The sequence below is a fragment of the Paenibacillus sp. LPE1-1-1.1 genome (assembly GCF_040676435.1).
Taxonomy (GTDB): Bacteria; Bacillota; Bacilli; order Paenibacillales; family Paenibacillaceae; genus Pristimantibacillus.
The window spans coordinates 288,994-304,915 of sequence record NZ_JBEGHY010000044.1; the positions used below are offsets into that span (position 1 = coordinate 288,994).

General features: G+C 46.7%; 10 protein-coding genes and 1 pseudogene. 4 read left to right on the forward strand and 7 right to left on the reverse strand.

The window, feature by feature from the left end; all coding sequences use genetic code 11:
- Nucleotides 1–89 precede the first annotated feature (89 nt).
- Together MRBLPE1_RS27990 and MRBLPE1_RS27995 are read right to left on the reverse strand one after the other, a co-directional pair.
- Nucleotides 90–1,543, reverse strand: a pseudogene (locus MRBLPE1_RS27990) (MATE family efflux transporter).
- 178 nt (nucleotides 1,544–1,721) lie between these two features.
- A complete protein-coding gene (locus MRBLPE1_RS27995) occupies nucleotides 1,722–1,943 on the reverse strand; it encodes a hypothetical protein (RefSeq protein WP_364152162.1) in 222 nt (73 codons plus the stop codon).
- 282 nt (nucleotides 1,944–2,225) lie between these two features.
- On the opposite strand from MRBLPE1_RS27995, the gene MRBLPE1_RS28000 reads away from it, so the two are divergent.
- The 4 genes from MRBLPE1_RS28000 (at nucleotide 2,226) to MRBLPE1_RS28015 (ending at nucleotide 8,016) form a co-directional block, all read left to right on the forward strand.
- A complete protein-coding gene (locus MRBLPE1_RS28000; RefSeq protein ID WP_364152165.1) occupies nucleotides 2,226–4,331 on the forward strand; it encodes a multicopper oxidase family protein in 2,106 nt (701 codons plus the stop codon).
- A gap of 116 nt (nucleotides 4,332–4,447) precedes the next feature.
- The gene (locus tag MRBLPE1_RS28005) at nucleotides 4,448–4,951 is read left to right on the forward strand and encodes a hypothetical protein (protein WP_364152168.1); all 504 of its coding nucleotides are present in this window, start codon (nucleotides 4,448–4,450) and stop codon (nucleotides 4,949–4,951) included.
- Nucleotides 4,952–5,132: 181 nt separating this feature from the next.
- Nucleotides 5,133–5,621: a hypothetical protein gene (locus tag MRBLPE1_RS28010; protein ID WP_364152171.1), complete on the forward strand. Its 489-nt coding sequence runs from the start codon at nucleotides 5,133–5,135 to the stop codon at nucleotides 5,619–5,621.
- A gap of 127 nt (nucleotides 5,622–5,748) precedes the next feature.
- Nucleotides 5,749–8,016, forward strand: a complete 2,268-nt coding sequence (locus tag MRBLPE1_RS28015) for an ATP-binding protein (RefSeq protein WP_364152174.1) — start codon at nucleotides 5,749–5,751, stop codon at nucleotides 8,014–8,016.
- A 135-nt stretch (nucleotides 8,017–8,151) separates the two neighbouring features.
- Here MRBLPE1_RS28015 and MRBLPE1_RS28020 read toward each other — a convergent pair whose 3' ends face one another.
- From MRBLPE1_RS28020 to MRBLPE1_RS28040, 5 genes are read right to left on the reverse strand one after another with little or no spacing between them, the layout of a single operon-like run.
- Nucleotides 8,152–8,832 carry a DUF4956 domain-containing protein gene (locus MRBLPE1_RS28020; RefSeq protein WP_364152177.1) on the reverse strand — a complete coding sequence of 227 codons (681 nt, stop codon included), beginning with the start codon at nucleotides 8,830–8,832 and terminating at the stop codon, nucleotides 8,152–8,154.
- An 18-nt stretch (nucleotides 8,833–8,850) separates the two neighbouring features.
- Nucleotides 8,851–9,561: a polyphosphate polymerase domain-containing protein gene (locus MRBLPE1_RS28025; RefSeq protein WP_364152180.1), complete on the reverse strand. Its 711-nt coding sequence runs from the start codon at nucleotides 9,559–9,561 to the stop codon at nucleotides 8,851–8,853.
- Nucleotide 9,562: 1 nt separating this feature from the next.
- Nucleotides 9,563–12,670, reverse strand: a complete 3,108-nt coding sequence (pelG, locus tag MRBLPE1_RS28030; RefSeq protein WP_364152183.1) for an exopolysaccharide Pel transporter PelG — start codon at nucleotides 12,668–12,670, stop codon at nucleotides 9,563–9,565.
- A 5-nt stretch (nucleotides 12,671–12,675) separates the two neighbouring features.
- Complete coding sequence (gene pelF / locus MRBLPE1_RS28035; protein ID WP_364152186.1) at nucleotides 12,676–14,085, reverse strand: GT4 family glycosyltransferase PelF; 1,410 nt, start codon at nucleotides 14,083–14,085, stop codon at nucleotides 12,676–12,678.
- 4 nt (nucleotides 14,086–14,089) lie between these two features.
- Nucleotides 14,090–15,922 (reverse strand): DUF2194 domain-containing protein, encoded by a 1,833-nt coding sequence (locus MRBLPE1_RS28040; protein WP_364152189.1) that lies wholly within the window; start codon nucleotides 15,920–15,922, stop codon nucleotides 14,090–14,092.

Below are 15,922 nucleotides of genomic sequence, written 5' to 3' on the forward strand. Positions count from 1 at the left end.
AGACACATAGTTGTCAAATTTATTTTATGAAAAAAAGGACACCGCAGAAGTTAAATATCTTCCTTGGTGCCCCTTTTGCCCGCCGGCGTCTATCCGTGCAAAACCGCCGGTTTATCCTTTTGCTCCCGCTTGACGAGCGCGTGCTTCTCCCAAGCTCTGCTGCGCCAGCGGAAAAACATAATAAACGCGCGCAGCCATTCATCCGCCGCAATCGCCAGCCAAATGCCGGCCAAACCTAAATCCAATACAAAGATGAAAAAATAACCGAGCGGCAGGCTCATCGCCACCATCGAGAACATGCCAACCCAGAGCGGATACTTGGCATCGCCTGATGCGCGCAAGGAGTTAACGAGCACGATGTTGATCGTACGCCCCGTCTCCAGCACAATGCTCAGAAGCAGAACCTGTACCCCTAGCCGGATTATCTCCTCGTCATCCGTAAACATGCGCATCAGCGGCTCGCGGAACGCGATGACGAGCAGGACAGCGAATAAGGTGACGCCGCTTGCCCAGCGCACGCTTTTCCAAACCCGGTGATAGGCTGTCGTCTGCTCGCCTGCCCCGACAAGCCGGCCGACGATAATCGACGTACCCATGCCGATCGCAAAAGCAAACAAATACGTAAACATCGAAATGTTATTCGCGTAATTTTTGGCTGCGAGGGAGGCTGCGCCCAGATAAGTCGCATAATACAAGAAAACCATTTGACAGGCTTGGTACATCACCTGCTCCAGTGCGGACGGGATGCCGATTTTCAAAATTTTAGCGATATACTCTTTCGACAAGGTGAAATAATAGCTGATTTCTACCCTTACCGACATAATGCGATAAAGCATCCAGAAGAATACGGCCAGCGCTAATGCGCGGCTGATGACCGATGACAGCGCCGCACCCTGCACGCCCATCTCCGGAAAGCCGAACTTACCGAATATGAGCAAATAGTTTAAGATAATATGAACGACATTCATGCCAAGCGATACATACATCGCTTCCTTCGTAAAGCCATGCACGCGAATAATCGCCGAGATGGAGTTAATAATCGCTTGCAGGAATATCATCCCGCCTACGATCGATAGATAGCTTTTGGCATGGACGAGGATCTCGCCCTGCAAATTCAACGTCTGCAGCAATTGACCACCAAACAGCACGAACGTTAAGCTTATAAGCAGCCCGACCGCTAGATTGAGCGTTACGGCAAGCGCTGATATTTTTGCGGCTTCTATAAACTTTCGAGACCCGATATATTGCGCAACGACGATTGACGCCCCGTTACCGATGACCTCCAGCAGCAAAATGGCGATATGCAGGTATTGATTGGCTGCCCCGACGCCGGATACGGCATTGTCCGAAATCGCGCTAAGCATGAGCGTATCCGCGATTCCCATGAGCATAAACAAAAAGATCTCCAAAAATATAGGCCATGTCAGAAAAAATAAATTAATGCCCTTCTGCTCCTGCGGCCTTTGTCCTTTACCGGCTTCTGCCGTTGTCATGTTGTCACCTTCTTCTAATAGGAAAAGTAAAGCACAAGGTATCGTAGCATATCGAGAGGGCTATTGCACGTTAGAAATACGCTTTTACGAGAATAAAATGTTGGCAGCTCCGATGTAAACGCATACTTATAAAGCCTGCGTTCCCGAACACAAAAAAAGACTGTCCGGACGCCGTCGAAACGGCCCCCAAACAGTCTTCCTCTTTATAATTTAAAATGATAGATATCATTATTGCTCTTCAGACTCTTCTTCGGCAGCTTCTTCCTCAGCCGCCTCTTCTTCCGCTTCCTCTGCAGCATCTTCCTCTACCGCAGCAGCCGCTTCTTCCGCTTCTTCCTCTTCCAGTTCAGCCTCAACAGCTTCGATTGCTTCTTCCGCTGGAGCCTCTTCCGAAATGAGTTCCGCGGTCTCTTCCGCGCCTTCTTGAACTACTTCTTCTTCTTGGCTCATATTATTCACCTCCTACTTCTTATTACCTTAATAATAGCGCTTTCATAGAACTAAACAAGAGGTGTAAAATGTCGCTTTATAAGAAGTATTTCCGCTTTTTGTAGCTTTCGATTCCATTCGCGGTCATTCGACGAACATCCCCCGTCACAGGTCTAGGACCTCTTTCAGACCTACGGCGGTTTTTCAATTCCCGATGACTCGATAAGATGAATAACGACTAGAAAACGGTTTCTTCTATAAAGCCGCAGACGCAGAAAACAAATTCTTCAGGAGGCTATTTCGATGTATTCACTACTCATTCAATCGGAGCTCGGCGCGTTAATGCTATTTGTTATTTTTTCCTTTATTGCCGCAGGAAAGGCATCAAAGCTTATTTATAACCGGTCAGAGAGGCAGCTATACCGCAAAACACGCAAGCTTATTTTTTGGTCCGTCAGCCTCAGCCTGCTCGCTGCCGTCATGGCAGCTGCGGATACTATGCTTGCGGCATCTTCGCATCCGTTGTTTTGGATGGACCGGCTGCTTGTCCGCACGCCGCTTGCCTTGCTGCCCGTCCTCCTCATTTGGTTCTACTCCTTTCCCAGACTCCGTAAGCTCATGCACCGGACGAGGGGACGCTCGGAAAATGCTCTTGATGTCGCACGCCGCCGCCAATCCTCCGATCCGGCATTTATCGTCCCCTTTCAGCTCGCCGCATTGTGCTCCGTCGCGCTGTTTTATTTTGCGTTCGTGCCGCCTATCCCCTTCCATTGGACAGCAGTAACCATGCCGGCTACTTTGTTATTATTCGTTGCCTGCTTGCAGTGGATGCTGCAATCCCGCCGCAACCAGCTTGCAGCGGAGGTAGCGCTTGTCTACCGTCCATGGCGGCGCCGGCTAACGCATACCGGCTTGCTCCTTGCCGTTTTAGCCGTCAGCAGCATTCCGTTCCTGACGGCTATGGAGAACAGCCGACTGCCTGAGACGCTAAGCATGATGTCAGGAAAAACAGATTACGGCATAGGTGCACGCTCTTCACAAGAGCTGGCGCATGCAGAGCATCACCATACTGGGGCCAGCACGGCTGCCGGGACATCCCCTTCCATTCCGGTCACCGAGCTGACTGGACCGCGCACGGGCATCCCCGATCGCAAGTTTACGCTCACAGCCGAGCGGAAGACCGTTGCGCTCAGCTCCGGCAAGCAGGTGGAAGCTTGGACCTATAACGGCCAAATTCCCGGTCCTGAGCTGCGCATGAAGGAAGGGGAGCTCATCGAGGTTACGCTCATAAACAAAGATATCGAAGACGGCGCAACGCTGCACTGGCATGGCCTTGATGTGCCGAACGCCGAAGACGGCGTCGCCGGCGCTACCCAGAATGCGGTTATGCCCGGAGAAACCTTTACCTATCGTTTTGTCGCAGAGCAGACGGGCACCTTCTGGTATCATTCGCATCAAAACTCTAAGACAGCCGTGGAGAAAGGTTTGTTCGGCGCGCTGATCGTGGAGCCGCAGGAGGCTGCAGCGGGACCTATCGAAGACATTACGGTTATCACGCACAACTGGCGCGGCGCAGGCATGTCGATCGGGGCGGACCCGTCTGTGCAGCGAAAAGCGGTCGCGCCCGGCACGGCGGTTAAGCTTCGGCTGATCAATACCGATGACTGGGTCCGGCAGTCTTATATTTTAACGGGGGCCCCGTTCAAAGTAACCGCCATAGACGGCACCGATCTCACAGGCCCGGCAGAGCTAGAACACCACCGCCTCGAGCTGCTCACCGGCGGCCGGTATGACGTCACCTTCACCATGCCCGATCATCCCGTCTTTCTGCGGGTTGGGAACGGCCATTCCTTGGGGATACTGATGAGTAAAGACGGCAGCGGAGACATTCCGGAGCGCCCTGAAGTAACTACTTTTGATCCGACACATTACGGGACTTCGCCAGCAGACGTTCCCTTTCATAGAGACAGCAAATTTGACCGCGAGTTTATGATGGTATTAGACAATCGCTTTGCCTTTTACAACGGAGGCTTTGCCGCCTACGACACGATTAACGGCGAAGTATTCCCGAATACGCCCATGTTTATCGTGAAGGAGGGCGAGCTCGTAAAGACAACCATAGTAAACCGCAGCTCCGTCGAGCACCCGATGCATCTGCACGGCCATCATATGCTTGTGCTGTCACGCAACAATGAGACTGTAAGCGGGAGCCTTTGGTGGTCCGATACGCTCGATGTGGCACCCGGAGAAACGTACGAGGTCGCTTTCCGCGCGGATAACCCCGGCATCTGGATGGACCACTGCCATAACCTTGTTCACGCGTCCGCCGGGATGACGATGCATCTCATGTACGAGGGCGTTTCCTCGCCGTTCGAGGTCGGTACGGCTACCCCGAACCATCCGGAGTAGAGGAAACTAGACTTTAGTCCAGTTTCCGATTTTACCTGCAGCAGGAGGACAGTTATTTTCAATCTATGCTATGCTGAAAGCAGCTAATAAAACGTGGATAGGGGTGCTTTTGTACAATGAATTTAAGAACAATTAGCGGGTTTGTCCTCCTGCTGCTAGGTGCTTGTTTATTTCTAAACCAAGGCGAAACGTTCGGTCCGGGCAAAATCTTTGCCTACTTCTGGCCATCGCTATTCGTCATACCGCTCGGACTCTTTTTCCATTGGCTCTACTTCTCCATGATCGGCAGAAAAGGAGTCGGACTGCTCATCCCTGGTGGTATTTTGTTTATCGCGGGCGTCGTCTGCCAGATCGCCATGCTATTCAACAACTGGGTGTATATGTGGCCAGGCTTTATCCTCGCCGTTGCCATCGGCTTGTTCGAATTTTATTGGTTCGGCAACCGTAACAAATGGCTGCTTATCCCCATCAATATTTTGAGCGTGCTGTCGCTCCTTTTCTTCGCTGTCTTCTCAATCGGCTCCTTCTACAACAAATTCGTGCTCAGCCAGCCGATTATCGCCATTGCATTCATTCTAGCCGGCGCCATGATCATTCTAATGAAGAAGAAGGATGCCTAACAGTCGCCTCCTGCGATGTGGTATAATCACAAGCATCGCGACTGCTGCTTCGCAAACTAGGTCCATGCTTTCGAAGCGGTTTGCTTCGCAAACTTAGGTCCATGCTTTCGAAGCGGTTTGCTTCGCAAACTAGGTCCATGCTTTCGAAGCGGTTTGCTTCGCAAACTTTAGGAGGAAACATATGCTGTCTTTTGAACAAAAGCTCGCTATCATCGAAGCCTTTCCCGAATTGGAACGAAAGGATGTTTCTCTAGGCCGCACCAACTTCCATTATGAAGAGAGTGCCCATGAGAAGAAATCGGTCGTGCACCATTTGCATCCGAACGGCAACGGCTATGTATTCGCCGGACTTGTGCCCGGTGTGGAAACCGACGACAAGGGCCTCGTAAATATTCGAGACTTTAATGAGGAAGAGCTCCGCTCGATTATCGAGAAATCGATTAGCTCTCTTTCCATAGCACCGCCGGAGAAACCGGAATCGAAAAAGAAGAAAAAGAAAAAGCAGGCTCTGGAACAACGCTGGATCGGTCCGGACAACGCCGTGCTAACGCTGCTTTTCGAAGAAGATCTATGGTATTTATATGCCGATCTTAACCTCGAATCTGCCTTCGAGACGTATGAAGAAGCAGAAGAATACCTTCTTGAAGAGCAGTTTACGCGCGAATCATAGAATACGGATTTCAAAAAAGGGAGAGCCGCATAAGCTTCTCCTTTTTTTATATGCGGACAAACAGGATTTTTGTCACTCCGTGTCTAATTGTAGTACATGCACCTTAGAACCTCGGGGGGATATCCTTTTGTCCATTAAAAAAAAGCTGTCATTTTGGATTTCAATTATTGTTGCCGTCATTTTGGCCCTGAGCCTATTCATTTCTTATTTTTCTTCCAAAGCTGAGGTGCAATCGAGTCTTGAGCAGCAGGTAAACAGTATTGCGAAGCAAATTAGCCTCACGATTGCAGCCTCGGAAAGCGCAAGGCAATCTATGGAGGATTCAATAGGCGAGAAGCTGAGAATCGTTGCCATTGCCGCTAAGGAGCAGCTTGATCCCGATATCGATAAAGTCAAAAACGAACAGCTCGTCGAGCTAAGCCGCAAGCTTGGCGTCGATCATATTACGCTGTGGAAACGCTTCGATGACGATGTTATCGCATTAAAATCCTCCGATCCCAATGAAATCAACCTAAGCTCAAAAACGTGGGATTATTGGCACAGGGCGTTTTTGCAGCTTTTTGAGAATCATAACGTCACCATTCCTGAAGGGCAAAAGCTGGAAAACTTTTGGTCCGGACCGTTTAATTTCTCCACCTCAGACCCTAAACAAATAAGAAAATGGGGCGACTATTACGACGGAACGACAAACTATATGATTAATCCATACGTGAATGCGCAGGTGCTGCTCGATTTCGACAATTCGATCGGGACGAATTCCATCGTCAATAAGATCATTGCCGATCAGCAGGATATTTTAGAAATCACCGGCTTTGATCCGCAGTTTTTCGGAAAAAGTCCAATCATAAAAATGAAAAAAGGCATTCCTGTTTACAATCTAGACGTTCGAGACATTCCCTTTGGGCAATACACCTACAAAGATCAAGAAAATGATTCCGTGAATATACAAAAAGCGTTGGATAGCGGGATGACGGTTACAGCGAAAAGCACGATCATGGGCAAACAGGTCATGAAAACCTTTATTCCGATCACCATCGACAAAACCTATGTCATCTGTATCAGCTTTGACCATCAATCTATTTTGAAGCCGCTTAAACGGCAGCTGCTTATGCAATCGGTCATCTCATTGTGCCTCGTTCTGGTGACGATGTTCGCGAGTTACTTCATTGCGGGCTTCATGCTGCGCGGCTTGAATCAGATTTTAAACAAAGTAAATGCGATTGCTGCAGGCAATTTCGGCAAAATCATTACGATACGCAGCAATGATGAGTTAGGCTTGCTCGCTTCCCGCATCGATACGATGGGCGATAATTTGCACAGCTATACCACTCAGCTTCAGGATACGGCCGAAGAGCTGCGAAACACGAAGCAGTACCTTGAATCGTTCGTCAATCATACCTCCGATGCGATTCATGTAGCGGATTTGGCGGGCCATGTCATTCAAGTGAACAAAGCCTTCGAGATCATGTACGGCTGGAATGAGGAAGAGGCGCTCGGCAGACCTCTGGATAATGTGCCAAGCGACTATCTCAGCTCGCATCATGAGCTTGAGGCTACCGTGCTGCGCGGCGGCTCTGTAACCGACTTCGAAACCGTCCGTTATACAAAATCCAATCAGCTCATTGATTTGAGCATTACGATATCTCCGATACGCGATGAGCTTGGCGCCATTATTGCAATCGCCACCATTTCAAGGAATATTACATCCCGTAAGCAAACGGAGGAAATTATAAGGCGCTCCGAGAAGCTGTCGGTGGTCGGTCAAATTGCCGCGGGCGTTGCCCATGAAGTGCGCAACCCGCTGACGACGCTGCGAGGCTTTGTCCAGCTGCAGCAGCAGACCGGCTCCTTAACGCCTTCCCATCTCGAGGTGATGCTCGGCGAGCTTGACCAGATCAATATGATCGTAAGCGAATTTCTTGTATTCGCTAAGCCGCAAGCCACCCATTATCAACCTGTGAACGTGCTGACCCTTGTCGGCGATATCATGATGCTGCTCGATTCAGAGGCGAAGATGAGCAATGTTCAGCTTGCGCTGCTCGCCGAAGCCGAGCTTCCTGAGGTGATTGGCGAAGCTAACCAGCTGAAGCAGGTTTTCGTCAACATCATGAAAAACGGGATTGAATCCATGCCCGGCGGCGGTGTGCTGTCCATCCAACTGGAAAAGAATAGGAGCGGCTCGATTGTTCTGCAATTCATCGATCAGGGCTGCGGAATTGCCGAGGATGATTTGATACGCTTGGGCGAGCCTTTCTTTACGAAAAAAGCCAGTGGCAACGGCCTTGGCCTCATGGTTAGCCAGCAAATCATCGCTGCCCATAAAGGAGCTATCGTTTTCCGAAGCGAGCTTGGCCAGGGAACCTGTGTTGAGATTACGCTGCCTAGACAGGTTTAATTACCGTTATAAGAAACAGGGGTGAGCAAATGGCTCACCCCTGTTTTATATCCACTAAAAATCAAACAGGCTGACACCTCAGAATAGAGGATCAGCCCGTAATAGCATCCATATTTAATTCGGTCAATTTTACGATTATTGTGCGTAATCGCCTGTATAGTTAATAAGCGATGCATCATGTACGCCTTCAATTTCGCTAATCGTTTTCATAAATGCGGTATTGTCGTCACGCATTTTAATTTCTACAGTCAGCTCTGTAAAATCCTTGCGGACGGTTTTGGATTTCAGCTTAGAGTCCAGCTTGCGAAGCTGAACTCTAAGTTCAGCAGTTGCGCTATCGGTATGGCGAATAATCAAGAGAAAGGCTTGCTCTTGAATTTTGCGCTTGGATAGCCAAGCCAACGTTAAACCGATTATGATGGATCCACCTAAAGCCAGAGGGTACATTTTGGCGCCGCTGGCGATACCTGCAGCAATTGCCCAGAACATGTACACGATGTCCAACGGATCCTTTACAGCGGTTCTAAAACGCACGATGCTGAGTGCGCCGACCATACCGAGTGACAATACGATATTCGTACTGATTGTCATAATAATAAGCGCCGTAATCATTGTCATCAGAACGAAAGAGACATTATAGTTATAGCTGTACACGACACCGCGGAATGTTTTGCGGTAAATCCAATAAATGAATAAGCCGATTATGAATGCTGATGCTAGACCCAAAAACATATCTACATAAGAAATACTCCGGAATGCTTCAAGATGAAGCATGCTTTTTTTGATGACGTCCTGGAAATTAACCGTATCGTTCATTATTGCACCTCTGCTAGTCTATTGTTTAAAATGCTTCATGCCAACCTCGCGGCAAATGACATACTTGGATATCGCTGACCGCGCATGCCTCTCCGGCTGTACAACCTTACGAATATTATCCGGAAGAAAATCATCGAACTTCACTTCCATTATCGTTTGAGCCGGGAGCAGCGCTTCCTCCTGCACTAAGTGGGGGTCAAATAAATCGACGGAATTTACGCCCGCAGTCAAGCGCTTATCGAATGTAATTCGCACATTTCCCGGTTCATACACATAGGCCTCTCGAAAATAATCAACGATGACGATAGGCCGGAAAGCCCGATGCGCAAGCGCCGAATAAAATTCGATCAGCAAAGGTTCCTTTTTGCCTGCTAACGGCTCGTAATCTTTTCTCATGATGGCATCGTACTCATCACGACTAATAGAGGCTGCTTCCTTGCATACGAATTCACCGTATTTGCTTTTCCGCTCCACGGTAATTTTCGCGTCACTGCCATTGTAAATGCGAATACGGTATTTCTCGCGTTTAAATATGCCGTTATTCTTATCATACAAAGAATGATCATGCGGGCCGTCAAAATACAGGCTGCGAATGCCGTATCCATCTACTGACAATGAGTTTTTGTCCATAACAAGCATGGTCGAGACCTTGTAGCGAAGTGAAATATAATCATGCATGTGCAAATAATACTTCATTTCGTTTCGTAGCTTTTTACCCTGAAATAACATGCTATTCCACCTCGAACTGTCTAATACCGTTATACTCATTGCCTTCTACGTCAGTAAAGGAATCGAAAGAGGTTTGCTCATGCCCGCTGCTATCGCGAACCGTTACCCGCCAGTAGTAAGTTCCATTTACCGGTCTTTTAAATGATGCTTCGTTAACCTGTATGTTCTTTTGGGATCCAATAATTTGCGCAAAAGCAGGATCACGGGCAACCGTCACGTCATAAAGGAGATCATCCCCCTGAAGATCAAACGAGATTCCCCATGTAAAATTAATTTTCGCGGCTTCTATATCAACTGCGTCCATATAAAATGGCTTAGGCTTTTCTAAATCTTTCAGGAATCGTTCTACTCCTCGTTCCGGAGTATTGATAATTTGCTCAAGCTCCTTATCGAAATCATCATTGCGTCCAGGTAAATAGTTCATATCAGGCGCGCTGAAGAGAAAAGGCTTAACGACATCCTTATATTCGTTTAACTGCTTTGCCACGCTGTCCTTATTAATGACTTTGGCTAACTCTTCTACTTTGTCCTCTAACTGCTTAATATGCTCTTCATTTCGGAAATAACGGTTATGCAAGGTGTTTCCCCAGAAATTACTGAGTCCGGACTGATAAGTCCGGATGTAGTTTCCTTCCCTCTGCAGCTCCCAGCCACCGTCATAATCCCAAGGAAGCAAATACCACTTCTTTGAATTTAACGGGGAATAAAGATAAAAGTTATTAGCATCCGTATCCATGTTGTCCGTCAAAATGTTTATTGCTGTCCATGTAAGGAAATTTTCCAGATCAAAATGTTCTTCAATGACTTCATCAATAGACTGTTCCATATTGTTCAAGTCATCCAGCATGTCGATCAGCTTGTCATGCTCTTCGCGGCCTTTAATTTCAAGAATGGTTTCAAAGGCTGCCTTATCATAATCCGGATCTGACTGCGACTTAATTTGATCGGGATAGCGTTGGAACTCGAAAAAGTTAACTTTGTAAAGCTGACCGTAAGGGTCCAGCCAATGAGACTTCAAAAACATTTCGTTAGGCTGTTCGATTTGGCTGTATAGACCATAGTCTTGATAACCTGCATTTGCCGAGCCCTCTGACAAATCCTTGACATACAAATGAACAAACTGCGTTCTTAAGCTCGTTATATTCGGGATTTGCTCCAACAAATCAAAGCTTAGCTTATTACGTAATCTCGAAAGGTCCGTCGAATGCTTGTTTAAATTCAACGTCCTCTGGTTCTGCCATAAGCCTGCTTCATCAAATAGCTTGATTTTATAGGATTTTTGGGCAGCATATCTGGCAGTATTGCCTCGTAGGCTGATTTTTGCGTTAGCAGTGTCTGCCCCGTATCCAAACATTCCAGACGTTGGCCCCGTGCCGTCTGCCTTTCCTTCCTGCATAATGACTTCCAAATTCTCTTCACTGTAACGATCTGTCATCCGATTAAGTTCATACCAGTTTACGGAATCGGCATCATTTGCTTTTTCCGGCATTATCGTGACATACAAAGCCTTAAGAGAGCCGTCCTCATCTCTTTCATAAATCCGTTTATCCTCCGCGATGCCGTCGCTTTGCCCAGTGGAAGCAGCTGCGCCCTCACTATTGGAAGGTTCGCCTACTGAAGCAGCTTTATCACTAGAGCATGCGGATAAAACCAGCGTCATAACAATTATTGAAGAAATAATCGAGGCCGGTTTGACCAATGAAAGTTTTGAATTTTCCCGCTGGCTTTTTGTCGTAAGCGGTTGTGAACAGAAGGTATAGTAATCAATATTGCGCAGCACATGCAGCAGGCGCGCAATCCCAACGGCCAGCGCTACGAATGCCGCCATGAACATGCCGAGACCATTGAGGTCTAAATTCATCATCCAGTACGTAAATCCGGCATTTGCTGCAATAAACAAACCACTAATCATAAGGACACCTTTCCGGTCATCGAAGTACATGAGGACATGTACAAGCACGAACATAATAATAAATAAGAAATAGCCTAATGTTAAGATGAGAAACAAGTCCAGCTGCGCCATTGTGAAACCAATTTTCGGCAGAAAATTCATTCCAAGAGCTATGGAAAGAATGGTAAACAGCAGCTGTACTTCCATTAAAAAGCTGAATTCACGCAAAAGCGTTTTTTGCATTTCTTTTTTGGCTTTATTGATATCCTGATAGGTGCCGCCATCCAATACGTTCAAATAATACACCCGAAACTTCTCGTAGAAAGACGTTTCAACCGATACGACAAAAACGACCATGGATGGAACGACAGAGAGAAACGCGTAGAAAACCGGTAAATCGTATGCCGGCATAACCAGGTAACGATTAGCAACCTCCACGCCCGATGGTCCAAACCAATAAATAAAGCTGTGAATATATACGCCGCCATAAACAAAGCAGCCGGTAAAGAAAAGCGAAGGGTATTTCTTAAAGTAGGTTAGAAAAGTAAAATATTGCCGGCTCTGCGCACGGGGGAATATTTGCTCGAAATGAAAGGAAGAAAGTACGGCTATAACCAAAAAGCCGATATCGATCGAGAGTAGCGCGGCTGTAGTTGCTTGGATGTCCGTATACGAAAACAGTAGGAAACCGCTTAGCAGTGCGATGACAACCCCAATTCCGAAGCTTCTTACAATGCGAATATAGTCCTTTAAAGCCGATAAATAAATTCCTTGTATCCAAATAATAATAAGCTCCATGAAGAAAAGATAAGCAGCCAGCTTATATCCGGAATCAGCAGACACCTCGCGCAGAAACAGCCAAGCTGCCAAAGCGCACACGGGCAGGCAAACCATTAATGCTCCGTAATAGGAGGATAACAGCTGCTCATACTTTTTCTGATAGATCATGTCGGCAATGAAACGCGTGATAACCATGGATATCCCGCTCGTAATGATAATGGAAAAAATAAAGCAATAGGTTACCGTCGAGATATACAGCTCCCATTCCAAATAGCTTCCATTATAGACGGACATCATTTTTTGAAGCGCAATAATCAAGGACATGCATAAGACCATTGGTCCTATCGTCGTCAAAGACGAATACGCATAAGCCTTAACATTATTTATTAATCCCTGCTCCTGAAACAACTTTCTCAGTTCGAAGCCGATTCCAGCCACTTACGTCAGCCTCCCAACGATTGATAAAGATTACGATAGCTAGCAATAAAATCCTGATGCTTATAAAAACGCTGAACACGCTCGAATGCATTACGTCCCATCTGTTCACGCAGCTTTTGGTTTTTGCACAATTCTATAACACCGTTTGCGAGCTGCTCGTAGTGCATAACCGGCGCGACTAAACCTGCAGGACCAATACCGTCGTCCATTCCGTTGATCAGTTCCTTACAGCTGCCGACATTCGTCGTTACAAACGGCTTTGCGCAGGCCATCCCTTCCAGAATGGCGAGTGGCTGCCCTTCACTAATGCTCGTTAGCATAAGAATGTCCATTTGGCCAATATAGTCCTTGATTTGCACTTCGCCTGTGAAAATAATGTCCTTAATTTCCATGGCTTCTACCATCTGCATGCATTCCTGATAGTACTGCTCGTCCTCTTCAATCGGACCCATGATGTACATCTCCGCATTTGGGACCTCATGCTTAATCAATGCGAAGCTTTGGATCATCGTCTTAATATCTTTTATAGGCACAACGCGGACAATCGCTCCGATTCGAAGTTTGCCATCCTGCGGAGCCGTTATTAAATTTACATAGTTGTCGATATTTACGCCGTTGGGGATAATGCTTATTTTGGATTCGTCGCACCCAACCTCTATTTCAATTTCCTTGTTGCGGCTGAACAATGTGATGACTTGATCCGCTGCTTCATAGACACAGGTTGAAAGGTTATAGAAATACTCGATCCACAAATCTTTAAAGTAACCTTTCACCCAATCTGCTTTAATGATTTCTTCTTCCCGCTCACGCGAGTAAATGCCGTGCTCCGTTAGCAGCAATGGTTTTTTATGCAAGTGCTTAGCCAGCGCGCCTACCACGCCCGCATATCCTGTCGATACGCTATGGTAAACGTCCGCCTTCGGTATTTCATGTCGTATCGTCAAGAACAGCGGCAGAATCATCGAGCGCACCGTCCAAAACATTTCCGTAAAGGGCACTAGGCTATATTTATTCCTTCCGAGCTGCTCCAAAATATCAAAGTAATCCTTGCTTGATAAGAAATCAGCCGCTCTGCGGAACTTGCTGGTTCGAAGCAAATCAAAAATATTGCTCCAATTTACCGTTCCTTCCCCACTCAGAAGGGCCATTATTTCCTTTTGCTGGTCATTCGTCAGCTTAAAACGATGGCCCCACTCGCCTTCCTCGAATAAATACGCATCCAGGAACATTTCCTTCACTTCAACGATATTGCTTGGCAGTTTATATTTATATCGACCCTTTTGCTTGGTCTGTGCCCCAATCGCGTAAATCACGAATTCATGCTCCGGCATTTGCGTAATGATACTATGAATCCAGCTTGACACCCCGCCAGTAATATACGGATACGATCCTTCAGCAATTATACATATTCTCATGTGATTACCCACCTAATTCGATCGTGAATTTAGAATCATATACTTCGACAAGGAACGTATTCGTATCTATTTTTTGGACAGAGCAATTCACTTGTTTCCCGATTTTTTTATCGGAGCGTAAAACATAATAAAGATTTGAACGGTAGTTGGATACTTCGCCTTTGATGCTGTCTTCGCTTTCCGTAAGCTTCAGCTGCGAGGTCAAGGCAACTCCCATATCTAGCGCCGCCTCGGTCGAAGCCATTGGACGGACCCATGGATATGTCTTTTTCAGCCGTTCGACTTTTTCCGAGAAGCCGTCATAAAGCTTTTCCCAGGTTTGGTTTTTACTTCGCGCGCCGCTTAAAACATCATCGGGATGAATAAAATGAGAGAAGATTCCTAACCCGGTCATGGCGTTCGCTTCCGCCCAGCGTTCAAAGGTATCCTCAAAATAACCCGAGGTGACGCGAGGCATCTCAATAATGCCATCTTTGGCAATCTCATATTCCTGTACATAGGCCATTCCTGATGCATCCTCACCGTATAAAGACGAAATAACCGTCAAGTTCGGCCATGCTTTTTTCAACCCTTCTCTCCCTACTTCATCCAGCACATTAGAAGGCGGGACGTAGGACATAACTGAATACTTGGGAAAAGCCTGGGCTGAAAATTTCAAAACTTCTTTAATGGATTCTGCCATGATGTCGGAGTTCTTCCATGCGTTATAACCAAAACTTTTGGATACTTCCTCGTCTACAACCAAGGATTGATGATTGTAGCCGTGAATTCCGATTTCGCCGCCGCTCTTAATGACCTCGCGCCCGTATGAAATAAGCCCGTAGCGATCCTCGTCAATCGGATATTCGAATGGCGGCAGCACCTCGTCGTGGTAGGATTGAATAATTACCGCCGTATATTTAATCGCGTATTTTTTCGCAGCCTTAAGCATATCCGGCCACCAGATATCCTGGTAAAAGCTTGGCGTATCCCGTTGATATTCTCTGTAGATAGCCGGAATGACCTCTTTTGAAATCGGGGCTGGAAAGTCGTCGATAAAAAATATTTTCGAATTAAAAATCGGATAAATAAAATTCGGCTCAAGCAAGCTTAAAGCTCCGGCAAAAAAACCACGGTTGATTTTTTCTTGCAGCATGGAGCCGTTAAACATCATGAACGCTCCTTTGCCGTATCCCCGTTTCCAAAGAAGCGGATTGCCGTCTGCTGATTCGGCGAGCAGCTCTGACTGATCATCCAACTCAATACTAATGGAGGAGTTGCTCATAAATTCATCGTCTATGTGAAGCTTTTTTTCCCCGATCAATACATTGGAGAGAAGCTCGATTCCAATCGTTTCATGCGGTTGGCCAAATGACGAAATGCCGAATTTCCGATAGAGCACTTGAAAATTGGTATCTATGGTTAAGGAGCTCATAAATATCATATAGCCGCCATTAAATACGTAATCATCAATGAGATTGACCTTTCCTAACTTATTCAAGTTATCCGTTGCAACGATAACTACACCACAGCTGTCTACATTCAGATTTTGCTCTGCTAAATTAATTTCAGCAGCTTTCTTCTGCATGTATTGTAACGTTCGGGACGCATTTTTTTTGAGCGCGACACTATAATCCTCGGTTGATTCATACACAACGCAATAATTCGTGCCTGTAAGTTCTTGAGCAGGATGATCCTTTATATTTGCAAACAGCTCCTCGCGTTGCTCCAATAAATTGGTATTATGCTTAAACTGTAGGATATATTGGGAACGCGCGATCTGAATTACAACTCCAAACGCCAAGACTACCAGCAAAATGATGTATATTTTTCTCGAGAAGTTTAACTCGTTCTTCAT